We start from the raw sequence: 23,044 nt of genomic DNA, 5'->3' as shown, positions 1-23,044 counted from the left end.
TTTGAAGTAGTCATAATTCGTCCTCAATGTGTAAACACATTTCAGGACGGGACAACCAAACGCAAAAGGCCCAATCGACATACCGACTGGGCCTTTTATCTGATGTGTCAAAGTTCTCTCACGAAAGCTCAATCGATTTCAGCTGAGCGAACCATACATCACCAAATTAGAATGCGTAGTTTGCGTCAATCAGTTCGCTTACTTCAACTTTGCTTACTTCTGCGCGAGCTTCAAGCCATTGTGCAACTTGCAGTTGTTCTGCTTCTGTTACTGAACGGTAGCGCTCAATAGAACATAAGAAACCTTCAAACAGCTCAAGGCCACCACCACCAAAGCACAGACCGATGCTATCAATGAAATCGATGAACTCGTCAATGAACACATCGTACTGGTCAAAATCAGCAATCGAAGTCGTGCAGCTTACTTCAAAACCTAAAATAGCGAATTCACCTAGGTATAATTTCTTGCGTAGGCGACGATTTTTGTTTTCGATTTTATCTAATTTCATAACTGTCTCTCTTTTCGTTTGATAAAGCATTTATACACAGTTCCTCGTTAATTCCCAAGAGTTTTGTATTACACGAGAGGCTTAACGGGAAAAATCGTGCTGCAGAAACAAAACCTTAATCAAAACTATAAAAATCTGTCACTTAACTGCTTCACGATTGGTCACACATTGAACCAGCTATTAACTCATTAGAAATAGCTTGGTTACACGTGAATAACGAATAATAAAGTCAGCCAACAGGAAGCAGTCCCGATGAGCAAGGAAACATTTGATAGCACTCGTTTTAACAAGAGTAACAACAAGCCCTTCGAAGAAGTTCTAGATGCGAACCTTTCAAGAAGAAACGTTCTGAAAGGCGGTCTTGGCATCAGTGCAATGACCGCCTTTGGCGCATTTGGTTTAGCGGGTCACAGCACGGCTAACGCTACGACAATGCAAGCAACGGGCGCGCACAAAAGCACCGCAACACTTGCCTTCGAATCGGTTAAAGGCTCTTTAACAGACAGTGTCGTTGTACCAAAAGGCTATACAGCACAAGTATTGGTTCCTTGGGGTACCCCACTGAACAAGCAAGGCAAGGCTTGGTTAAAAGATGGAACCAACAACGCACAAGATCAAGCGAACTCACTGGGCATGCACCACGACGGCATGCACTTCTTCCCGCTTGATGGCAACAGTAACGACGGCTTGTTGGTGATCAACCACGAATACATCGACCAAAAAGCACTGCACACTAATGGCCCAACATACAACGAAGGCGCTCGCCCTAGCCTTGATGAAGTACACAAAGAGATCAACGCGCACGGCGTGAGTGTGGTTCGTGTAAAACTGGATGGCAACCAGTGGGTGATGGTGGATAACGATCCACTTAACCGCCGCTACACGGGCGCGACCGTAATGGATCTATCTGGTCCTGTTGCTCACAGTGAATTTACCAAAACCAAATTCTCACAAGACGGCAGCCAAGCTCGTGGCACGTTGAACAACTGTGGTAATGGCTACACGCCATGGGGCACTTACCTAACGTGTGAAGAAAACTGGCCGGGTTATTTTGTTAACAAAGGCGAGACAACGCCAGCACAAGAACGTATTGGTATCGCAACCGACAAAACACGTTACGGTTGGGACACGCTTTCAGGCAATAAACAAGAACGCTTAGACGAGTTTGCACGCTTTGACGTAACACCAAGCGCTGATTCGCCGATTGATGACTACCGTAACGAAGCACATGGTCACGGCTACATTGTCGAAATCGACCCATATACAGCGAACTCTCGCGCTAAGAAACGTTCAGCATTGGGTTGTTTCCGTCATGAAGGTTGTACGTTTGGCAAACTTACTGAAGGTGAGCCTATCGTGTTCTATTCTGGCCACGACTCTCGTTTTGAATACCTGTACAAATTCGTTTCTGAAGCGAAATGGGACCCACGTGATGCAGAGCCGAGCAATCGCCTAAGTGCGGGTGACAAGTATATGGACAAAGGCACACTGTATGTGGCTAAGTTCAATGATGATGGTTCAGGTACTTGGCTACCACTGACTCTGAGCAGCAAGACTAAAAACGGCGGTAAGCTAGGTGATTCATTTGACTCTCAAGCAGCGCTTATCATCAATACAGCAGGCGCTGCCGACCTTGTTGGTGCAACGCCAATGGATCGCCCTGAATGGTGCTCTGTTGACCCAATGACGGGGACGGCTTACCTAACGCTAACCAATAACAACAAGCGTAAAGAAGCGAACTCTGCGAACCCTCGCGTAGACAACAAGTTCGGTCATGTTATTCGTTGGGATGAAGGTAAAACGGCAGGCGAGTTCGATTGGGATATATTCGTATTTGGCTCTCCAGCAGTAGAAGACAAGTCTATTAACCGCTCAGGTCTAACAGACATGAACCAATTCGCGAGCCCTGACGGCTTAGCGTTTGATGCTCGTGGCATCTTGTGGATTCAGACAGATAACGGCGCAGACGAAGTAACGGGCTACACCAATGACCAAATGCTGGCAGTGGTTCCATCTCAGTTAACGGATGACAACGGCAACAGCGCGGTAATTGATGCAAACAACCAAGCACAACTTAAACGCTTCTTTGTTGGTCCAAACGGTTGCGAAGTAACAGGCTTTACCATTAGCCCTGATTACAAATCACTGTTTGTGAACATTCAACACCCTGCAAACTGGCCATCGTCAGAAGATGCGACCGCACAGACTAAAGGCAATGTGCGCCCAAGAGCATCTACCGTTGTGATTCGTCGTGAAGACGGCGGTGAAATCGCGGTTTAATAAGCAAATCTAGCTAAGATCAGTAACCTTACTGTTATCTAATTTCTGTTCGCTAGCTAAGTAAAATCAAAAAGAGCGATAAGGCCAAACGCCCTATCGCTCTTTTTATATTCTATACGCTCTTTGACTCAACTAATGATCTGCGGCTTTGTGAACTGCTCTTCACCCCAAACCAAATCACGCACCGTCATCCTCGAGAAGGAGGAACGACTGAATTGGGATCTCAAACCGTTACCGCTGATCACAATTAACTCACGAACAACCAAACACCAACACCCATCATCAGCGTGCCAGCAATACGGTTCATCAACTTAACGTTATCGGCTTTGCCCAACATATGCTTTAAGCTCTTTCCGCCTGTCGCGTATAAGGTCATGCAGACAAATTCAGAAACTAGAATAATAGACACTAAAATCAACAACTGCGGCGCTAAGTCTTTATTGCTGTTAATAAAAGGAGGCAGTAACGAAATCATGAATGCCCAGCCTTTCGGGTTCGCAATCGCTGTCACGAAGCCTTGAACCACCAAGTCCCAATCATTGCTGACTTTTGTTGTTTGGTTGTCAGTGCTGATCGCCAGTTTACCTCTCGAACGCCACATCTGAACGCCTAAATAGAACAAGTAAGCTGCACCAACAAATTTGAAGCCCGTAAATAGCCACGGGTAGTTCAACATAATAGATGCAATACCCAATACCGCAGCAATAGAAACCACCGCAACACCAGCCAATTCACCGATCATCATCCATAATGTACGCTTGTATCCAACACTCATTCCAAGTGTCAACGCCAAGGTCATACACATACCGGGCGTAATTGACACAAAGAAAAATGTGGGAATAAAAGCCCAAAGTAGTGCGCTATCCATATTATTACCTTATCGACTTATTTTTATTTAAGTGTTTAGCTTGTTGAGCTGTCTTTCTAAGGAGCTACCTTATATTTAGCGACACAACGAAAAAGAGCCACAATACAGTGGCTCTTTTCCATTACCAACCGTAATTTTACTTACGACGGTTTTTAATTCGCTTCATCATAGTCAAACGACGTTCTGCGCTTGCTTGATCTTGAGGCTCTTCGTTCGCGTTGTTCTTACGACCTTGGCGGTTTTTGTACGCCGATTTAGTGTTCAGCTTCTCGATGTAAGCATCACGTTTCTTCGGTTCATAACCCGGTTGTTCAACACGGCGAATACGTTGTTGAATCAGTGTTTCAACTTGAACAACAGTCAACTCTTCTTCGCGGTTAACGAAAGAAATCGCATGACCTTGTTTACCAGCGCGACCTGTACGGCCAATACGGTGAACGTAATCTTCCGCTAGGAAAGGCATGTCGTAGTTAATTACATGTGGTAAGTCTTCGATATCAAGACCACGAGCTGCAACGTCGGTTGCTACCATCACACGTGCTCTGCCTTCTTTGAAGTCATCCAAAGCACGACGACGAGCGCTTTGTGCTTTATCACCGTGACAAAGTACCGCTTTAATGCCGTCTAATTTAAGCTCTTTAACAACGTCATTCGCTGTTTCTTTGTAGTTCACGAACACAAGCACTTGGCGCCAGTTTTTACGGCCAATCAGCTCAGAAAGCAGTTCTGTTTTACGCTCTTGATCCACAGGGTAAACCACGTGACCAACAGTAGAAGCCGTTGAGTTTTCGCGCTCAACACTGATACGTTTTGGTTTACGTAGAATATCAACAGACAGTTGGTTTAACTGAGTAGAAGTCGTTGCAGAGAACATCATGATTTGCGGTGATGTTTCTACATCTAGCATGATCTTACGAACGGCATTAATGAAGCCCATATCAAGGATACGGTCAGCTTCATCAAATACTAGAAATTCTAGGTTTGCGATAGACACGTTACCCGCTTCTAAGTGCTCTTCTAAACGTCCAGGTGTTGCAACCAAAATATCCACACCCAGCTCTAATTGACGAACTTGTGAAGACATTTTGTTACCACCGTAAACCGCTGAAACGCTTAGTTCAGTGTATTTAACGTAGTCTTTAATGTTTTGAGCGATCTGCGCAGCAAGCTCACGAGTTGGAGCAAGAATAAGGCCGCGAGCCGTTCCTCTAGACGCCTTTTTGTCGCTGTTCAAAAGGTGTTGGATAACAGGCAATGAAAATGCCGCTGTTTTACCCGTACCGGTTTGAGCAGTAGCAAAAATATCATGGCCTTTACGAGCCATTGGAATCGCTTTTTGTTGAATTGGAGTGAGTTTTTCATAACCACACTCAGTCAACGCTTTGACTAATTCAGGAGCAAAACCTTGAGAGGAAAATGACATTGTTACGGGTTCCTTAAGCAGACAGCCTACATTCTTATTTCAGCCGAGCACTATAAAGTAATTAGAGTGATTTATCTCACATTTATCGTGATATAACGCAAACTTTCTCATTTAATCTGGTGTTTATCCCACCTTCAACGAGGTAAACACCAAGATCCTTGGTTCAAACAGCAAAAACAGGGCTATTTGATGCCACACAGCTTGAGTAGAATCTGCTCGAGATCGCTCCACGGCATTAGCTGCGAGTCAATCACTTCAAGACGAGACTCAAAGCCGTCCAGTGTAATTTCATTCACAGATACAACTTGATTCGCCACGTTGAACGCGTAGCAACCTTGGTCAGTATTTACCACGGCTTTCACGCGCTCAGCCGTTAGCTCCGACAACATTGAGAATAGCGCATCGAAGTCGAACTTATGCTCTGCGCCAAACAACCAACCACAACTAAAATAACCCTGCCCTTTATTCTCTTTACGGATAAACGCTTCACCGGGAGGCAGTTGGAATTGAGGCTCTTGTTCAGCGTGGTCATGATGATGCGCTTCAAGATGAGAGGAAGCACTGCCGTAAACCCTTTCAATGTCCAACACTTCCAATGGCACCTCACCATCGTGAATCAGCTTATAGAATACTTTTGCTGGCGTTTGATCCGTCACCCAATCATTGAACACATCGATGTCTTCAGAATGAACAAGGTCAACTTTAGTACCAAGAATCACATCTGCACTGTCCAGTTGGTCATTGAAATTCTGATTCGAGGTGTACTTTTCATTAGATAGATTTCGAGGGTCAACCAAACCAAGCGTCGCTTTTAAATCAACATAAGGTGTGTATTGCTCTGAAGTTAACGTCGCAATAACCTGCTTTGGATGACCAAGCCCTGTAGGTTCAATCAATAAACGGTCCGGCTTCTGGCGTAGTAAAGCATTAATACCCACTGACATAGGCACACCAGCGGTACAGCACATGCAGCCACCCGGTACTTCTTTAATCAAAGCACCTTGATCTGTCATCAATGCGCCATCGATGCCAATTTCCCCGAACTCATTAACCAGAACAGCCCAGTTTTCATTCTCAGGTTTATTTTTGAGCAGGTTCAAAATAGCTGTCGTTTTGCCAACACCCAAGAAACCCGTAATTATGTTTGTAGGAACTTTTTTGGTCATATCAGTTCTCCTTTTTTTAGGAGTATATACACAATCACGGAGAAATTGACCCCAATCGCTTGTTTATACGGAGAATGATTTAAGCCAGAAGTTGTATGAGTGTCACTAGAAAGGGGGGAACTATGAAAAAGGAATGCTCCAGACGAACTAAAGGCGTACTTACTCAGTACGCCTCACCCTCGTTACTCAATCGTGAGTTCGCGAATCAGGAAGCCTTAAATATCGACCTGAACATTGAACGAGGAACTAAAACTTTATTCTGAATCCATCCAAATTGTGTGTAAAACCTCACTTCTCCTTGCGGTTCGTTATGTTGCTTTACGATTTAACTATGGTTCATTTTTGGGGATATTCAAGCCGCCACCGGAGAATCGATCAAAATTGTGACGGCGATTCAACTATTGCCTATAGATTCCATTTATGTAACACGTATATTCCATAAATGAAATTCAACTTTGCATCTTTGCTGCTATAGGATATGCAGAGGACGCGTATAATTTATTGCAGTCCCGCCTCAACCCATTCAGGAGCCTTATCTCAATGACCAGAAGAGAGAAAATTAAGCAGTCCCTACTCGCCAAAATGCCAAGGGATGCTATTAATCAATTTCTCTCAAGAGATAAAACACCCGCTTCCGTTCTCTTTCTTTCTTGTATTGTAGGTGTACTTGCTGGCGTGGTGGGTACCTATTTCGAAGTCGCGGTTCATTTCATCACAGAAACTCGTACCGATTGGCTTAGAGATGAAATCGGTAGCTATTTACCCCTTTGGCTGGCCGCTTTCCTTATTAGTGCTGCATTTGCCTTTATTGGTTACTTCCTCGTTCACCGCTTTGCTCCAGAGGCTGCAGGCTCAGGCATCCCCGAAATTGAAGGTGCTATGGACGGTATGCGCCCTGTTCGATGGTGGAGAGTATTGCCAGTAAAATTCTTTGGCGGTATGGGCGCATTAGGCTCTGGTATGGTTTTAGGTCGAGAAGGACCAACCGTTCAAATGGGCGGCAGTATTGGTCGCATGGTCACCGATATCTTTCGAGTTAAAGATGACGACGCCCGACATTCACTACTGGCTTCGGGTGCCGCAGGTGGTTTGGCCGCAGCATTCAACGCACCACTCGCCGGAATCATGTTTGTAGTAGAAGAAATGAGACCACAGTTTCGCTACTCACTCATTTCAATCAAAGCCGTCATCATCTCGGCGGTTTCAGCCAATATTGTATTTCGTTCGCTCAATGGCCAATCTGCCGTTATCACAATGCCTCAATACCAACCGCCGGAACTGGATGCTCTGTGGTTATTCTTGTTGTTAGGTGTGTTGTTCGGCCTGTTTGGTGTGATTTTCAATAAGCTGATTACACTTTCGCAAGACCTGTTTGTGGCAATACACAAGAATGACCGTAAACGCTACTTAATGACAGGCTCCCTATTGGGCGGTTGCTTTGGCTTATTGCTACTCTATATACCGGAGTTGACTGGCGGTGGTATTGGTATCATCCCGAATATCACTAATGGCAACTACAGCGCAAACGTGCTGCTGTTAATCTTCTTAGGCCGCGTACTCACCACGCTTCTTTGTTTCGGCTCTGGTGCACCGGGTGGTATCTTTGCACCAATGCTTGCCTTAGGAACACTCTTTGGATACGCGTTTGGGCTTATCGCGGCTGCATTCTTCCCTGAACTGAACATAGAGCCGGGTATGTTTGCGATTGCTGGCATGGGCGCCTTATTTGCCGCCACTGTGCGAGCGCCTATCACTGGCATACTGTTGGTTATTGAAATGACCAATAACTACTACCTCATCTTACCGTTGATCATCACCTGCTTAGGCGCGGTAATCATTGCTCAGATGTTAGGTGGTCAGCCAATTTACAGCCAACTACTTAACCGCACGCTGAAAAACGAGAAACTAAGACAGCAAGATCTCCCTCAGCAAGAGGAAGTTCGTTAATTGCATTGAAAACGTCAGTTCAAATGTGGGACTTAAACGTAACTCGTTAAGTTCCACTAATACAATCAAATTCCACTAATACAATAAGCAAACCAAGCTCAATATTTATAGAACACTCAAGAAAATCAAAAACACTTTCATCGCGCTTTATATATCAATTTCGAATCAAAACCTTAAAAGCAAACGTTAAACTTGCTATTATCCACGAAATTATTTACATGCCTAACAACACCGATTGTGAGCATGACTGAACGTTTTGATTAGAGTATACGTTCTACATTTAACTGAGTGGAGCAAGTCGTTGAACTGGAGAAGATTAACCCAAGTAAAGAATGTTCCACCGTCTCAGGCGTCTTTAGCACTTGGCGTTATCGGGCTGGGGCAAGCTTGGGCATTATATCTGCCAGGGGTTGGTGAGATCATTCGCCCTTACCTTGCTGCGTTTGGCGCACTGTTATTGCTGCCCGTTTTACTTCGTTATCTCACAAGTTTTGATACTTTTATCAATGACATTCGCCATCCACTTAGCGGAAGCTTAATGGCGCCGATGAGCATGGCGTTATTGATTCTATGTGACTATCTGGCCGAGATATCTCCAATAATCGCCTATCCAGTCTGGTTCTGCGCGTTGTTGTTGCATTTTACCATGATGGTGTTGTTCTTTAGTTTCCAGATCCTCAATTTCAAAATGTCGAACATTGTGCCGAGTTGGTTCCTGTATCCCGTGGGGTTAATCAGCAGTTCCTTAGCAGGTACACAGTTTGGACACACCGTTTTTTCAGAGACACTGGCGGCCACTTGTATCGGTATCTATTTCCTCATGCTGCCAGTAGTGTTGTATCGCTTGGTGTTCGAGGGAAACCTGCCACGCCGAGCAAGACCAACACTCGCAATCATGGCGGCTCCGGTTAACTTATCTTTAGCCGCTTACTTGGTGAACTTCGACAACCCAGATCCGATTCTGACAGGAGCATTGGCTGGCATTGCTATCACCATGACTCTATTGATTTACTTATGTTACATCCGTCTAATGCGTCTGAAGTTCCAACCTTCGATTGCAGCCGTCACCTTCCCGTCCGTGATCAGCGCCATTGCTATGCACCGCTTAACCACATTTTTCGGTGCTGAATACCCACAATGGTATTGGCTGCATAAATTCGGCTTCTTTGAATTAACCATCGCGACCATCCTAGTGATTTGGGTGGCAGGCGGTTATGTGAAAATGTACTGGCCTGAGTTTTTTGATTCTGATTACATGTCCAAAAAGGTTAAGCGTTCTTAAAACGAACGCCAGAAGATCTTACCCTGATCACCCCCTACTCCAATATCCAATTGTCTCTCGCTGGACAAACCAAACGAAAAAAGGCCTCACAATGTGAGGCCTTTGAATAGGCAAGGTGTTAATAGTTCAGGCGAGTGTTAATAGAACTAGTGAGAGCTATTAGAAATTAGCGTGAGGGCCAAAGACTTCGTAGTGGACGCGAGAACGGTCGACTTTAAGTGCATCTAGCTGTTCTACGATGTTCTTCATGAAGCCAACAGGACCACAAATGTAAAAATCGCTCTCTTCAAAGCCGTTGGTGTCAGAGATAGATGCTAGATCCATTTGACCTTCATGTGTGTTCTCACACGCAGATTCGCCTTTGTTCATGTACCACGTTTTCGCTTCCCAACCTTTATCGGCAACAATATCTTTAACGCGAGTCGTGAAAGAGTGTTGACCTACGTTTTCACAAGCGTGAAGGTACAGTACAGGTTCGTTTTTCTGCTGGTTGTTTAAGAACTCAAGCATTGATTGCATTGGTGTTATACCCACACCTGCAGAGATCAGCGTTACTGGCTTGCTACGCTCTTGATACATGAAGTCACCCGCTGGAGCATATAGGCTAACTTCATCACCGACAGCAACAGTATCGTGCATGTGATTAGATACTACGCCTTGAGTCTCTTGACCTTGGCCTTCACGTTTCACAGAAATTCGGTACTGCTTGCCGTTTGGCTTGTCTGATAGTGAGTATTGACGGATCTCGCTGTACTGAGCACCTTCAGGTTTCACTTCGATACCAATATATTGTCCTGGCGTATAATCCAGAACGTCACCGCCATCTTTTGGTTGTAGGATGAAGCTTGTTACTAATGCTGATTCTTCAATTTTATCTGCAATTACGAATGCACGTGCAGCTTCCCAACCACCAACAGCTTGCTTGCGCTGTAGGTAAAGTTCAGCTTCACGGTCGATGAATACTTGCGCTAAGAATAGGTAAGCCGCAGTCCACGCTTCTTCTACTTCTGGGGTGAATGCATCAGCAGCTAATTCACGCAGTGTTTCAATTAGGTGAAGACCAACGATTTGGTAATGGTCTGGTTGAATATTAAAGCTTGTGTGTTTCTGTGCAATACGCTCAACCGCTGAGGTTAACGCTGCTAGATTTTCGATGTTCTTTGCATAAGCCGCGATAGCTTCAAACAGTGCGACACCTTGGCGACCTGTTCTTTGGTGAGTCATATTGAAGATATCTTTCAATTCAGGGTTATGCGTGAACATGCGTTGATAGAAGTGTTGAGTTAAAGCAGGGCCTGCGCTTTCTAAAAGAGGAATCGTCGATTTGATGATGTTGATATGTAGATTGTTTAGCATTGATTTACTCCGAACACTTAGTCTTTTGACCTTTCATGTCAAATTGACTAATTTTATTTAAAGATGACTTTATATTAATTCTTTCTCAATGAGCTCTTTGGCTACTATTTTTATGAGAATTACGTGGACTGATAAATTCGCATTAATTGATTCAAATCAATGATAGGTCAGATATTCAGTCATATAGACAACACGCAATGGACACATTGCACAAACGGTGCCAACATGCGAAAGCTTGTTGTGCCTAGCATTCCTTCAAAAACCCTCTTCAAACTTTAGTCAAAAAGACCTTTTTTTTATGTCATAAAGACTCTACCATGTATAAAAATACAAACAGTATGAGCCCTTTATGCAAGATATCTCAGCATCCACTCTCATGGAAATGACCATTGGTTTAGCCAGCGGTGTGAACGATCAAGACCGTTTCAATCGCTTAATCGATGCCATTCGTAAAACCATAACGTGTGATTGTGTCGCACTTTTAAGCCTTCAAGGCGACACGCTAGTACCCATCGCAATGCAAGGGCTCAGTCGAGATACATTCGGTCGCCGCTTTATTATTTCAGAACATCCACGTTTTGATGCGATTTGTGCATCGCGTTCTCCAGTTCGTTTTGATGCGGATAGCTCATTGCCTGATCCTTTCGATGGCTTACTGATCGACCACGACGGCGATTTGCCTATGCATGCCTGTATGGGTTTGCCTCTTCTTTTTGGTGACAAATTGTTAGGGGTACTAACCCTCGACAGCCTAAAACCTGATGTCTTCGCGAATATTCCTGCTCGGAACCTAGAAGTTCTCGCTGCTATTGCTGCCTCTACGATGCAAATGGCGATGACTTTCTCGCAACTTGAACATCAAGCAAAACAGTCAAAGCAATTACTGGAAGAGCTGAATGTTGAAGCGTGGGAACGTGACGGCGGCGAATTGATTGGTAATAGTGACACCATGGTCGCGCTTAAAAACGATATCGCGGTTGTCGCACCCTCTGAATTTAATATTCTGATTCATGGTGATACAGGTGTTGGTAAAGAGCTCGTTGCTCGAACCCTGCATCACCAATCGCAGCGTAAACGTAACCCACTCGTCTATGTCAACTGTGCAGCTATTCCTGAGAACTTGGTAGAGAGTGAACTATTTGGTCACGTTCGTGGCGCGTTTACTGGTGCAGACAAAAACCGCTTAGGTAAGTTTGCTCTAGCCGATGGCGGCACGCTATTCTTAGATGAAATTGGTGAATTGCCTTTAGCAGCACAAAGTAAGCTATTGCGTGCACTGCAAAACAACGAAATCCAACCTGTAGGCCAAGACAACATTCAAACTATTGATGTTCGTGTTTTAGCTGCAACCAACCGAGACTTAAAGCAAGAAGTTGAAGACGGTCGATTCAGAGCCGATTTATACCACCGATTGAGTGTGTACCCTATCGCAGTGCCAGCTCTGAAAGACCGAGGTGACGACATCAGCTTGCTAGCAGGCTTCTTCCTAGAACAGGCACGTCGTAAACTTGGTATCAACCAAGTTAAATTCCGCTCTGATGTACTGGTATTTTTAAACCGTTACGATTGGCCAGGTAACGTACGTGAGCTTGAGCACGTGATTAGCCGTTCAGCACTAAAAGCATTAGCTCGTAGCACCAACAAAAACCTCGTGACAATCACTAAAGAAGATTGTGGCCCACTCGACCAAGATCAGCCTATAGCGACGACACAGGTAAAAAACACACCTTTATCAACACCAACGATCGACCTATCTGCAGGTTTACGTGGCGCTACCGATGATTTTCAACGCAGCATCATCACTGAGGTGTTGGAAGATGCCAACTTTAACTGGGCGCAAGCAGGGCGAGTTCTGAAAACAGACCGAGCAAACCTGACTCGACTGTCCAAACGTTTAGGGCTAAATGTGGCGAAGTCTCACACGATCGAACGGACAAAATAGATATTAGCGGTTTGTTGCGAGCATCTGACAAAACTTGTGTATATAATGCTGCAAATTGTAACGCTAATTTTAAATATGTAGAGAGAGTTATGAAGTTTATCCGTTGGTTTTTAGGTCGCGTCATCTTGTTGTTGAATTTTGTTTTCAGCCCACGCGGTGTGAAGCGTTCTCAAGAAGAACAAAGCAAAGTGAACGAGCAGGCAAAAACGCACACGTTGTACCAATTCGAGGCATGTCCATTTTGTGTAAAAGTACGACGCTCGATGAAACGTCAGTCTGTTCAGTTTGAACTTCGTGATGCAAAAAACAACGAACAACACCGTGCAGAGCTTGAAGCTGGCGGCGGTCGTGTGAAAGTGCCTTGTCTACGTATCGAGAAAGACGGTAAAACTGAGTGGATGTACGAATCTTCAGATATCGTATCTTACTTAGAAAATCAGTTCGCATAAGCGGAAAAAGCAACACAAGCAAAATACAAAAAATCCCTCTTCATGAGGGATTTTTTTATGTCTGTAATCGATACGCTCTTTCGATTCAAAGAATCAAGCTTCTCGCATCTATTTCGCCACAATCAGCATCAACTCTACACGGCGGTTACAGGCTTTACCTTGTACTGAAGCGTTGTTACACGCGGGAACGTACTCACCGAAACCGCGGGTGTAAATAGCACGACTCGAAACATAGTTACTTTCTAAGCGAGCTTTCACTTCTTTTGCGCGCTGTTCAGAGAGCGGATCATTAACACGATCACTGCCTGTATTATCCGTGTGTCCTTCAATGACGACATCAATGTCTTGGCGTCGAGAAAGGTAACTGCCTAAAGTATCCAACCATTGATTGTAGGCTGGCTCAGGGAATGCTGAACCCGTTTTAAAGTTCACGTGCTGTTCCAGCTTTACCATCACATGGTTGCCCGGCAGTACTTCAAAATCGATACGGTTTTGTCTTAAAAAAACTTCCAGTGGGTCATTAGTCGAGACACCACGTCCATAGTTGGTAGTGATGGTTTTTTGTTGATGAGTGCTGTTCTGGACTGAGTAGCTGCGATTGCTCGCTACAGATGTCGTTTGAACCACACCCCATTCAGGGTACATAATGTCGTAATCAGTTTTCGGTGCAGTTTGTAACATATCCTCACCGAATAACCCCGTTGGTAACGTAGTTTCGCACCCAGCCAAAGCTATGCTTAACATTATCGCTAAATATCTCATTACTTCACCAACCACTTATGCAGATAAACCATTCACTAATGTCTATATCGGCACTGAGAGAAAAACTTTAGACAAAAACTTTATACGAAAAGAAAGCACGTCCCAAAAAAGTGTTTTTGATCACAATTAACCGTCAACTCGCCTGTCATCGCCCGCCCGTTCCAACTGTTTGCATTTATTTACCTTATAATTGTTTTCCAATTCGTACTAAATAGTTAGAATCTCACGACTTCTCAACGCTAGAGCAAACATTATGTTTAAACCATTTACTAAATTCATCACAGCACTTGCTGCCGTACTGATTATCGCGGGTTGTAGTGAAACAGACGAGCCACAGAAAGGCGTTCAATACGAAGCGCTGCCTACTGCTCTAACTGAATTTAACCTGTCTCCGATCACTGAAATCTTCTCTCTAAATTGTGGTCACTGCCGTCAAATGGAAAGTGCAATTCCAGAGATCGAATCTCTAACAGACCAAACTATTGGCAAGATGCACGTTACGTTCAATGAAAGTGCTCAAATCAGCGCAATGATCTACTACACAGCAGTAATGCAACTTGATGCGACACCTGACCACGCGTTCATGGACGACCTATTTGCTGCGGTTCAAATGGGTGCAGATGCGACTCCTGAACAACGTCAACAAGCTCTAGAGACTGCGTTCACTTCTCGTGGTCTGGTTAGCCCATACCAACTGAACAAAGAACAGCAAGTCGCTCTATTTGACTACGTAAAGAAAGCTGAAGAGATCTCAGTAAAAGGTCAAATCAACTCAGTACCAACATTTATCATCAACGGTAAATACCAAGTACTCACAGCAGGTCACCAAGATGTTCAAGGTATCGCAAAAACGATCAACTACCTTTTGACTCAGCCGTAACGGCTTTTCTCTATAAAAAATCAACAATAAATAGGTTTTACTATGTCTAAATTTATCATCCCGGTCATTGTCTTTATTTTGGCTGGCTTCATGATCTACCGCACTTGGATGAACCATAAATCTGGCGAAGAAAATATCGAACAAGGCCAACAATTCCTTATCGAAAACGGCGCTAAAGAAGGGGTTGTTACGACTGAAAGTGGTCTTCAATACCTAGTTCTTGAAGAAGGTACTGGTACAGAGCACCCAACTAAGAACAGCAAAGTAACGGTTCATTACCACGGTACACTTATCGACGGCACTGTTTTCGACAGCTCTGTTGATCGTGGTGAGCCAATCTCATTTGCTCTTAAACAAGTGATAAAAGGCTGGCAAGAAGGTTTGACTTACATGGTCGAAGGCCAAAAAGTTCGCCTGTTTATCCCAAGCCAATTGGCTTACGGTAAAGGTGGTTCAGGCCCTATCCCACCATCAGCAACTTTGATTTTTGATGTTGAGTTAATCTCTATCAAATAATTGAAGAGACTGATTTAAGCCCTAACATACGAGCTATGCTGGGGCTTTTTTATCTCTGAATATTTGAAGCCACTTTTGTAACGACGGAATATACCTCAAAAAGCCGAAGGCTAGACGACTGGTCTAATTTAACTTATAGTAAGCCCATGAACGATAAAACGAACGACACACGCCTGCATGTTTTAGATGTTGGCTACCAATTAATAGTGAACAACGGCTTTAACGGCGTTGGCTTATCGCAATTGCTTAAAGAAGCGGATGTTCCAAAAGGATCGTTTTACCACTACTTTAAATCTAAAGAGCAATTTGGCGAGGCTCTGATCCAGCACTATTTTGAGACCTACATCAGCAGAGTTGAAACTATTTTGGTTCATGGTGAAGGCAACCATTACCAGAGAATTATCAGTTATTTCACTCGATGGTCACAGATTGAAAACGGTACTTGTAACGCTCATAAATGCTTAGTCGTTAAGCTCAGCGCCGAAGTTTCTGATCTTTCTGATCCTATGCGCCAAGCGCTATTGAAAGGTGCTGAGAAAGTGACGCATACCATCGAGCAGTGCATTGTCGGTGGTATTGATGATGGCTCGATAAAGGTTGAAGAGAGCCAAGAAACCGCTCAAAATCTATATTCTATGTGGTTAGGCGCAAGCTTATTAAGCAAACTAAGCCAGAGTTCACGTAGCTTAGAATCAGCTTTAAACCTAACCCAACAGATTTTAAAAGGTAAAAACTAACCACGTACTGTGTTTAGTCTTTACTAACGACAGATAACCCGCCCTCTTATCATTTGATGACGGCGGGATTTTTAGACAACAAGACTAGACGACTGGTCTAATTCTAAATAAGCATAATATAAAATTAAGGATACCTAATGACTCAACAAGACAACCGCCGCATCGTATTGGCTTCTCGCCCAGTAGGCGCACCGACTCAAGATAACTTCCGTTTGGAGACAGTAGCCGCACCAACAATTAAAGACGGCGAGATGTTACTTCGCTCAGTTTACCTTTCTCTAGACCCGTACATGCGTGGCCGAATGAGCGATGCTAAATCTTACGCAGACCCTGTTGCGATTGATGAAGTGATGGTCGGTGCAACCGTGTGTCAGGTTGAAGAGTCAAACAATAGCGATTTTGAAGTTGGCGAATGGGTACTGGCTTACACCGGTTGGCAAGATCTTGGTGTGTCTGATGGTGAAGGCCTAATCAAACTAGGTAAAGAGCCAACACACCCTTCTTACGCACTAGGCATCATGGGTATGCCAGGCTTTACTGCGTACATGGGCTTACTTGATATCGGCCAACCTAAAGAAGGCGACACTCTAGTCGTTGCGGCTGCAACAGGTGCAGTAGGCGCAACCGTTGGCCAAATCGGGAAATTAAAAGGCTGTCGTGTCATTGGCGTTGCTGGTGGTCAAGAGAAATGTCAGTACGCGAAAGAAGTGCTTGTTTTTGATGAATGTATCGACCACAAAGCCGACGACTTCGCGGAGCAACTGGCTGAAGCGTGTAGCAACGGCATCGACGTTTATTTTGAAAACGTTGGCGGCAAGGTGTTCGATGCGGTAATGCCGTTGCTTAACACTGGTGCTCGCATTCCTGTTTGTGGCCTTATTTCACAATACAATGCGACATCACTTCCTGAAGGCCCAGATCGCATGTCTAGCCTTATGGGCACTCTTTTGGTCAAGCGTATTAAGATGCAAGGTTTCATTATCTTTGATGATTACGCACACCGTTACAATGAGTTTGCCGTTCAAATGACAGAATGGTTGTCTCAAGGCAAGATGCATTACCGTGAGCACCTAGTTGAAGGCCTAGACGAGGCGCCACAAGCATTCATGGGTCTATTGGAAGGCCAAAACTTCGGTAAGCTTGTTATCAAAACAAACGAAGCTAAATAAATTCAAAAACTGAACCAGTTAACTAGGTAAAATCATGATTACTTTGCATCACCTAAACAAATCTCGCTCAAAACGCATCATCTGGCTATTGGAAGAGCTTGGAGTAGATTACCAAATCAAACCATACCAACGAGACAGTGTAACGTTTCTAGCGCCACCAGAATTGAAGGCCGTTCATCCTCTTGGTAAATCTCCGGTTATTGAAGACGATGGCGTCGTGATCAGCGAATCTGGTGCTATCACCGAGTACCTAATCGACAAATACGGTCAAGGTAAGTTCGCACCAGTGCGCGGCACCGCTGACTACGTGGAATACTCACAGTGGCTTCACTTCGCTGAAAGCTCTGGTATTCTGCCAATGCTACTTAAAATCTTTGTGATGAAAGACGGTTGCGAGACTAATTTCCTTGGCGGCTACGCTGATGATGAAAACCAAAAGATCCTAACCTTTGTCAACGAAGCGCTTGAAGGTAAAACTTACCTTGTTGCTGATACTCTGACGGGTGCCGATTTCATGATGTCGTTCATCGTAGAAATCGTGGGTAACTTCGGTGCCACTGCGCTCTACCCTAACATTGCTAAATACGGTGATCTTTTAACGTGCCACCCTGCTTACCAAAAAGCCGAGCAACTAGAGCTAGAACACTCGAACTGATCGAGTTTCAATCAAGCTCGGACGCGCTTCGGATAAGCACAAGCAACTAAATGAAGCCAAAGCCGATTTATCTTTCGCTTTGGCTTCTCATTTGCCTTCATTTCGACAACAATACCGAACTCTAACTGAACAGCCATAGAGTTTGATCTTCATGTCAGCAAACCTTGCTCAATACACACCACTGCACCTAAAAAACGACAATACGAATGTAGACTTACCGCTACCGACTCGTTTTACGTTTCCGTACTACTACACACCACATCCAACGTGTGAGTTTGCCATGCAGCAACTTCAGCAGTCGTTACTCGACTGCGGTGTGAATGAAACATCGCAAGGCAACCTCTACGCCGTGCTTCTTGTTCAGAACCCAACTACACAAGAGCTAGGTTACCTTTCTGCGTTTTCAGGTTTGCAGTTATATCCGTCTTTGGCCTCTCAGTTAAACAACATTAACTTTGTTCCATCAGCCTTCGATTCAGAACAGTTTCAATCTCACAACAGTGCAAACCTTGCTCGCCAATCGCAACTAGCGGATGACATTGAAAAACTACAACAGTCGCACAACCTAGGCGCATTATTGGCTGAATTTGAAGAGTTAAAAATCGAATCAGCACAAGCTATCGAAGCCTTTCAATTAGCCATGGCAGCAAACAAATCTCAGCGTAACGCACTCAGAGAACAAGCCAATCAAGAAAAGGCATTGGGGAATCTAGAGTCAGCAGCGAATTTGCTCAAACAACTGGGCAATCAAAGCAGCCAAGAGAAACGCGACTTAAAAGCACTTAGAATCGAGTGGAAACAAAAGATCGCAGAACGCCAGTCGCAAGTTGATGCTATCGAAAGCGAACTCACGAGCCGCAAGCAAGAGTACCAAGCGATCTCAGCCGAATTAGAAGCGCAACGGTTGTCTCATTATCGCTTTAACAACCAAGCTCTCGAATCAAAGAACCTGCTTGAATTGTTAGATGGCAAAGACGCTCTTGAAGGCTCTGGCGACTGCTGCCTACCTAAGCTGCTTAATTTTGCTTTTGAACACGGCTTTCAGCCATTAGCATTGTCTGAGTTTTGGTGGGGATTGCCTCCAACGGCTGTCATTCGCCAGCACGCAAACCTGTACCCGGTTTGCCAAAGTAAAAGCTTCGAGATCCTCGACCACCAGCTAAACGGCATCGAATTAGAAGAGAACCCGCTTATCGTGAACCCTGCGGTTGGTAAGTCGTTTGATATTGTCTATGAAGATGACGAGATCGTGGTGGTGAATAAACCCGAGGAGTTCTTGTCGGTTCCTGGTAAGTTTATCGAAGACTCGGTTTATACACGCATTAAAGCGCGTTACCCGAATGCAACAGGGCCTTTGATCATCCATAGATTAGACATGTCGACGTCAGGCTTGTTGATCTTGGCGCTCACGGCGGAGTCAAACAAGAACATTCAGAAGCAATTCATTGATAGAACCGTCGAGAAGCGCTACACCGCTTTGTTAGATGGTGAGATAACGGGTGTATCTGGCTATATCAGCCTGCCTTTACGCGGTGACATCACAGATAGACCAAGACAACTGGTTTGCCATGAACACGGCCGAAACGCAGATACCTATTGGGAAGCGATTGGTACCAGCAATGGTAAAACCAAAGTTCATCTGTATCCGAAAACAGGCCGTACCCATCAGCTGCGTGTGCATTGTGCTCATCCATTAGGCCTTGGTGCACCGATTCGTGGTGACGACTTATACGGATACAAACGCGAACGCTTGCACCTACACGCGGGTTACCTAAAGTTAATTCACCCAACAACCGGTGAATGGATGGAATTTGAAGTGCCTTCTGAGTTTTAAGCTGTTCTTATCGTGCTAAAACTATTGGTGCGATAAAACGATTACCGCGCTAAAATTTTTGTCCCATTAAAACTTTTTCTCGTTAAAGCTCTTATTTCACTTAAATTATTGTTTCGTAAAATTTTTATCTCATTAAACGCATCAGGGTTCTAAATCTGCTTGAGATATAGAACCCTGAAGTTTAATTTTTTTATGTGCTTATCACAGGCCGGTAGCGTACTTTCGTTACTAACTTCAATGTTGCAGACGCCTAACCCATAACATCAGTGCGTTGTTCCACACACTCGTAAGAGCCCATTTCGAACTCACGGCAGATCCAAGGTCGGTTTTCGTAAATAGTACACATCAGTGTTTCTCTATCTACCGCAGAGCACCAACCGTCATCTAATCTCAGCATGGTTTCGCCGCCCCACTCGTCATAAGCAATATGCTCTTCAGGAACGCCGGTATCTGTGATGATCATAACCTCTAAACGACAACAGCATGCCTGACAATTGGCACAAGTTACTTCAGGTTCGGTTACGTTCTTTATCTCTATGGTCATAAGTGACTACACTGCTAAATTTTGCGTATAGTAATCGAAACCGTCCGCTACGGCTAATAAAGAAAGTAGATGACGGTGTTTTCATGGATGTAGAAATAACAATGGGCGTTGTGATTTGCTCACAACGCCCATTAAGTTTTCTCGTTTTAGCTGAATAACGACCCTATTTAGAATAGGCTCGCGAAAAACAACTTAACGTAATCCATCAGACGTTTGAATATTCCACCTTGTTCAACAGCCTCTAGCGCAATCAATGGCTGAGTTTGCACATCTTCACCATCGACTGTGTAATGAACCACACCTAGTGTTTGACCTTCTGCAATCGGTGCCTTCAACTCAGAATTAAGTTCAATCGATGCCGTTAGCTTTTTACTGTCTGACTTAGGCAGTGTGATAAACGTGTCTTCTGCAACACCCAGCTTCAATGTATCTTTGGCACCAAACCATACCTTCTCTTCAGCGACTTCATCTCCACCTTGATGTGGGTTTAAAGTATCGAAGAAGCGGAAGCCATAGCTCAACAACTGTTTGCTGTCTGACTCACGGCTCTTAACGCTTGATGCGCCCATAACAACCGCGATAAGTCTCATCTCACCTTGTGTCGCCGAACTCGCTAAACTGTAGCCAGCGCCTGAGGTATAGCCCGTTTTCATGCCATCAACCGTCAAGCTTCTATCACGCAGTAAGCCATTACGGTTGTGTTGTGCGATGCCGTTGTAACTGAACGAACGTTCGCTGTATAAGCCATAAACATCCGGTAAATCACGAATAATCGCACGACCTAGTAATGCAATATCGTAAGGAGTCGAATAAAGATCGTCAGCGTCTAAACCATGCGCGTTCGCAAAATGGGTGTTTTCTAGTTTCAGAGACGAAGCCCAAGAGTTCATAAGATCCACAAATGCATCTTGTGAGCCCGCAACGTGTTCCGCAATCGCTACACTCGCATCGTTACCTGATTGAATAATCAGTCCGCGATAAAGGTCCATCATTGCTACATCGGTGTTCACTTCGATGAACATTTTTGAAGAGTCAGGGAAGTTCTTCGCCCACGCGTTCTCGCTGATTCGTACCTGATCGTCAGCAGAGATGTTGCCTCGCTTCATCTCTTGCCCAGCTACATAGCTGGTCATCAGTTTAGTCAAACTCGCTGGGTTTAACTTAGTGTGTGCGTTTTTTTCTACCAGCACATCACCAGAATTAAAATCAATTAACACATACCCTTTTGCGCCTAGGCTAGGTGGGCTTGGTACTATAGAAGGTGCTGCGATAGCTGCATTACTTACCATCGCTGCGTTACTTACAATGAATATACTTAATAGAGGGAGAGAGTATTTGGAAAACAGTTTCATTGAATCAAACCTAAGTTAACGTTTTGAGCAGTATAGACAAATGCTAGCAAAAGAAGCGCGAACTTTACGTTGCTTTACGTATTTGTACCATTCGTTACAAATAAAAAAGTATAATCTGCGATCTGACCATATTTTCAACAACTAATATTGACTCAACGAATGCATCCAACGCCTAATTCTATCGCTCAGGCATGCGTCTAAATAACATTTCAACAAAGCCAGTAATACGCTGTTTGCTCTCGCTTGGCTCTAAATCAGGTTGAATGCCAGACTGTGCTAATGCTTGCCATTGTACGACCTGAGAGTTAGGTACGAAAAAAGCAATGTACAGCGATCCTTTCTCGGCGACCTTTCCGTCACCATCATAAAATGGCACCCCCGTTGAAAGCTTAATCGCATCGAAAATCGAGTCATCATTTAACTCTGATTCTTCGGCCAATCCAAAACCGACAACAACATCACCAACTGCACCATTTTGATTCAGTTGATAACCTTTCGTAGCGAGTTGATCTTCAATCGCATCACGCACTAGATCAGTTACTACGGTCTCATCGTATTTTTGAGAAAGGTAAACCTGCTCTGATTCAGGGTGCCACGAGTACGTCGTTACTCCGTTTTCCATGAACTCAAAATCACCGCTGGTGACCACACCATAATTGTGCGTTGGCGGCATTTCTTGTGTGGTACATGCTGTCAGTCCAATCGCTATCAAAGCCAACAACGCTGCTTTTTTTATGCTTTTTGTTGCACAAATGGATCGTTTTATCATTCGCGGCTTCCTTACCTATATAAGAATAAATATCAATTAACCTCCCAACATAAATAGTAATTATGTTAATAGAAAGGTCATTAAACGTTTGCGTAATCGCTAACCTTCACTTCTGCCCGTTTTGGGGGTTTAATCACAAAAACAGAGTTGGTATAGTCTACCTCGTTAAACATAACCAGACCATTCGAGGCACGGAGCTTCCTCAATCATCTCATGAAGAGAAGAATTGGTACCGACAAAGTATCGGCAAATTTAAGAGGGTCAAACAATGGAATTCAATATGGTTGAAATTTTAGGTTACGCGGCATCTATTATGGTCGCAATTTCATTAACAATGAAAGATATCGTTCGTCTGCGTGTCCTTAACTTTATTGGCTGTACTCTCTTTACAGCATACGGCGTTATGATTGACGCATGGCCAGTGGTCGCGACCAACGGTTTCATCGCTTGTGTAAACATCTACTTCCTTGCAAAAATGCAAAAGGAAAAAAAAACGGAAGCGATGAAAGCAGCGAAAGCTTAAATTAGCGATTAGCATTTCAAATATTTCTGAAAAAGCCCAAATAGAGCGATCTATTTGGGCTTTTTTGTGTTTGTCGTTCTCA

The 23,044-nt window shown here is 44.2% G+C and carries 21 protein-coding genes; 12 read left to right on the top strand and 9 right to left on the bottom strand.

Annotated elements, in window-relative coordinates:
• Positions 1 to 166: 166 nt before the first annotated feature.
• A complete protein-coding gene (locus AB6D80_RS11920; protein WP_102333496.1) occupies positions 167 to 508 on the bottom strand; it encodes a YggL family protein in 342 nt (113 codons plus the stop codon).
• A gap of 252 nt (positions 509 to 760) precedes the next feature.
• Here AB6D80_RS11920 and AB6D80_RS11915 point away from each other — a divergent pair, with 252 nt between their 5' ends.
• Positions 761 to 2,788: a PhoX family phosphatase gene (locus AB6D80_RS11915; protein WP_372188600.1), complete on the top strand. Its 2,028-nt coding sequence runs from the start codon at positions 761 to 763 to the stop codon at positions 2,786 to 2,788.
• 247 nt (positions 2,789 to 3,035) lie between these two features.
• Here AB6D80_RS11915 and AB6D80_RS11910 read toward each other — a convergent pair whose 3' ends face one another.
• The 3 genes from AB6D80_RS11910 to AB6D80_RS11900 all read right to left on the bottom strand — a co-directional run bounded on the left by AB6D80_RS11910 (position 3,036) and on the right by AB6D80_RS11900 (position 6,245).
• On the bottom strand, positions 3,036 to 3,656 hold the full coding sequence (locus tag AB6D80_RS11910; RefSeq protein WP_004731394.1) for a LysE family translocator: 621 nt from the start codon (positions 3,654 to 3,656) through the stop codon (positions 3,036 to 3,038).
• Positions 3,657 to 3,792: 136 nt separating this feature from the next.
• Positions 3,793 to 5,079 carry a DEAD/DEAH box helicase gene (locus AB6D80_RS11905; RefSeq protein ID WP_371702202.1) on the bottom strand — a complete coding sequence of 429 codons (1,287 nt, stop codon included), beginning with the start codon at positions 5,077 to 5,079 and terminating at the stop codon, positions 3,793 to 3,795.
• Between the two features lie 182 nt (positions 5,080 to 5,261).
• Complete coding sequence (locus AB6D80_RS11900) at positions 5,262 to 6,245, bottom strand: GTP-binding protein (RefSeq protein ID WP_372188598.1); 984 nt, start codon at positions 6,243 to 6,245, stop codon at positions 5,262 to 5,264.
• A 540-nt stretch (positions 6,246 to 6,785) separates the two neighbouring features.
• On the opposite strand from AB6D80_RS11900, the gene clcA reads away from it, so the two are divergent.
• Both clcA and AB6D80_RS11890 read left to right on the top strand, forming a co-directional pair.
• Positions 6,786 to 8,192, top strand: coding sequence for a H(+)/Cl(-) exchange transporter ClcA (gene clcA / locus AB6D80_RS11895; protein ID WP_372188596.1), 1,407 nt, complete (start codon positions 6,786 to 6,788; stop codon positions 8,190 to 8,192).
• Positions 8,193 to 8,493: 301 nt separating this feature from the next.
• Positions 8,494 to 9,474 carry a TDT family transporter gene (locus AB6D80_RS11890; RefSeq protein WP_135383796.1) on the top strand — a complete coding sequence of 327 codons (981 nt, stop codon included), beginning with the start codon at positions 8,494 to 8,496 and terminating at the stop codon, positions 9,472 to 9,474.
• Positions 9,475 to 9,633: 159 nt separating this feature from the next.
• Here the strand turns inward: AB6D80_RS11890 and hmpA are convergent, their stop codons facing one another.
• Positions 9,634 to 10,830, bottom strand: coding sequence for an NO-inducible flavohemoprotein (gene hmpA / locus AB6D80_RS11885; RefSeq protein ID WP_372188594.1), 1,197 nt, complete (start codon positions 10,828 to 10,830; stop codon positions 9,634 to 9,636).
• 349 nt (positions 10,831 to 11,179) lie between these two features.
• On the opposite strand from hmpA, the gene norR reads away from it, so the two are divergent.
• Together norR and AB6D80_RS11875 are read left to right on the top strand one after the other, a co-directional pair.
• Positions 11,180 to 12,772 carry a nitric oxide reductase transcriptional regulator NorR gene (norR, locus tag AB6D80_RS11880; RefSeq protein ID WP_372064639.1) on the top strand — a complete coding sequence of 531 codons (1,593 nt, stop codon included), beginning with the start codon at positions 11,180 to 11,182 and terminating at the stop codon, positions 12,770 to 12,772.
• An 89-nt stretch (positions 12,773 to 12,861) separates the two neighbouring features.
• Complete coding sequence (locus tag AB6D80_RS11875) at positions 12,862 to 13,221, top strand: glutaredoxin (RefSeq protein ID WP_029222916.1); 360 nt, start codon at positions 12,862 to 12,864, stop codon at positions 13,219 to 13,221.
• Between the two features lie 108 nt (positions 13,222 to 13,329).
• Here AB6D80_RS11875 and AB6D80_RS11870 read toward each other — a convergent pair whose 3' ends face one another.
• Positions 13,330 to 13,965, bottom strand: coding sequence for an OmpA family protein (locus AB6D80_RS11870; RefSeq protein WP_372188593.1), 636 nt, complete (start codon positions 13,963 to 13,965; stop codon positions 13,330 to 13,332).
• A 271-nt stretch (positions 13,966 to 14,236) separates the two neighbouring features.
• Here AB6D80_RS11870 and AB6D80_RS11865 point away from each other — a divergent pair, with 271 nt between their 5' ends.
• The 6 genes from AB6D80_RS11865 (at position 14,237) to AB6D80_RS11840 (ending at position 19,774) form a co-directional block, all read left to right on the top strand.
• On the top strand, positions 14,237 to 14,863 hold the full coding sequence (locus tag AB6D80_RS11865; RefSeq protein ID WP_017097500.1) for a thiol:disulfide interchange protein DsbA/DsbL: 627 nt from the start codon (positions 14,237 to 14,239) through the stop codon (positions 14,861 to 14,863).
• Between the two features lie 42 nt (positions 14,864 to 14,905).
• Positions 14,906 to 15,379: an FKBP-type peptidyl-prolyl cis-trans isomerase gene (locus AB6D80_RS11860; RefSeq protein WP_012600489.1), complete on the top strand. Its 474-nt coding sequence runs from the start codon at positions 14,906 to 14,908 to the stop codon at positions 15,377 to 15,379.
• Positions 15,380 to 15,525: 146 nt separating this feature from the next.
• A complete protein-coding gene (locus AB6D80_RS11855) occupies positions 15,526 to 16,116 on the top strand; it encodes a TetR/AcrR family transcriptional regulator (protein ID WP_009845490.1) in 591 nt (196 codons plus the stop codon).
• Positions 16,117 to 16,253: 137 nt separating this feature from the next.
• Complete coding sequence (locus AB6D80_RS11850; RefSeq protein WP_372188591.1) at positions 16,254 to 17,285, top strand: NADP-dependent oxidoreductase; 1,032 nt, start codon at positions 16,254 to 16,256, stop codon at positions 17,283 to 17,285.
• Between the two features lie 34 nt (positions 17,286 to 17,319).
• On the top strand, positions 17,320 to 17,940 hold the full coding sequence (locus AB6D80_RS11845; RefSeq protein ID WP_372188589.1) for a glutathione S-transferase family protein: 621 nt from the start codon (positions 17,320 to 17,322) through the stop codon (positions 17,938 to 17,940).
• 151 nt (positions 17,941 to 18,091) lie between these two features.
• Positions 18,092 to 19,774: a pseudouridine synthase gene (locus AB6D80_RS11840; protein ID WP_372188587.1), complete on the top strand. Its 1,683-nt coding sequence runs from the start codon at positions 18,092 to 18,094 to the stop codon at positions 19,772 to 19,774.
• A gap of 250 nt (positions 19,775 to 20,024) precedes the next feature.
• Here AB6D80_RS11840 and AB6D80_RS11835 read toward each other — a convergent pair whose 3' ends face one another.
• From AB6D80_RS11835 to AB6D80_RS11825, 3 genes are all read right to left on the bottom strand, one after another.
• Positions 20,025 to 20,318, bottom strand: a complete 294-nt coding sequence (locus tag AB6D80_RS11835; protein ID WP_017076090.1) for a YkgJ family cysteine cluster protein — start codon at positions 20,316 to 20,318, stop codon at positions 20,025 to 20,027.
• Between the two features lie 167 nt (positions 20,319 to 20,485).
• The gene (locus tag AB6D80_RS11830) at positions 20,486 to 21,670 is read right to left on the bottom strand and encodes a serine hydrolase (protein WP_372188585.1); all 1,185 of its coding nucleotides are present in this window, start codon (positions 21,668 to 21,670) and stop codon (positions 20,486 to 20,488) included.
• 178 nt (positions 21,671 to 21,848) lie between these two features.
• Positions 21,849 to 22,439: a DUF4136 domain-containing protein gene (locus AB6D80_RS11825; RefSeq protein WP_280601106.1), complete on the bottom strand. Its 591-nt coding sequence runs from the start codon at positions 22,437 to 22,439 to the stop codon at positions 21,849 to 21,851.
• A 268-nt stretch (positions 22,440 to 22,707) separates the two neighbouring features.
• Between AB6D80_RS11825 and AB6D80_RS11820 the strand changes: the two genes are divergently transcribed.
• Positions 22,708 to 22,962: a YgjV family protein gene (locus AB6D80_RS11820; protein WP_010430226.1), complete on the top strand. Its 255-nt coding sequence runs from the start codon at positions 22,708 to 22,710 to the stop codon at positions 22,960 to 22,962.
• Positions 22,963 to 23,044: the final 82 nt, after the last annotated feature.

The organism is Vibrio sp. 10N.247.310.17 (genome assembly GCF_041466605.1).
Classification (GTDB): Bacteria; Pseudomonadota; Gammaproteobacteria; order Enterobacterales; family Vibrionaceae; genus Vibrio; species Vibrio tasmaniensis_A.
This window is presented reverse-complemented; position numbering and strand designations above follow the sequence as displayed.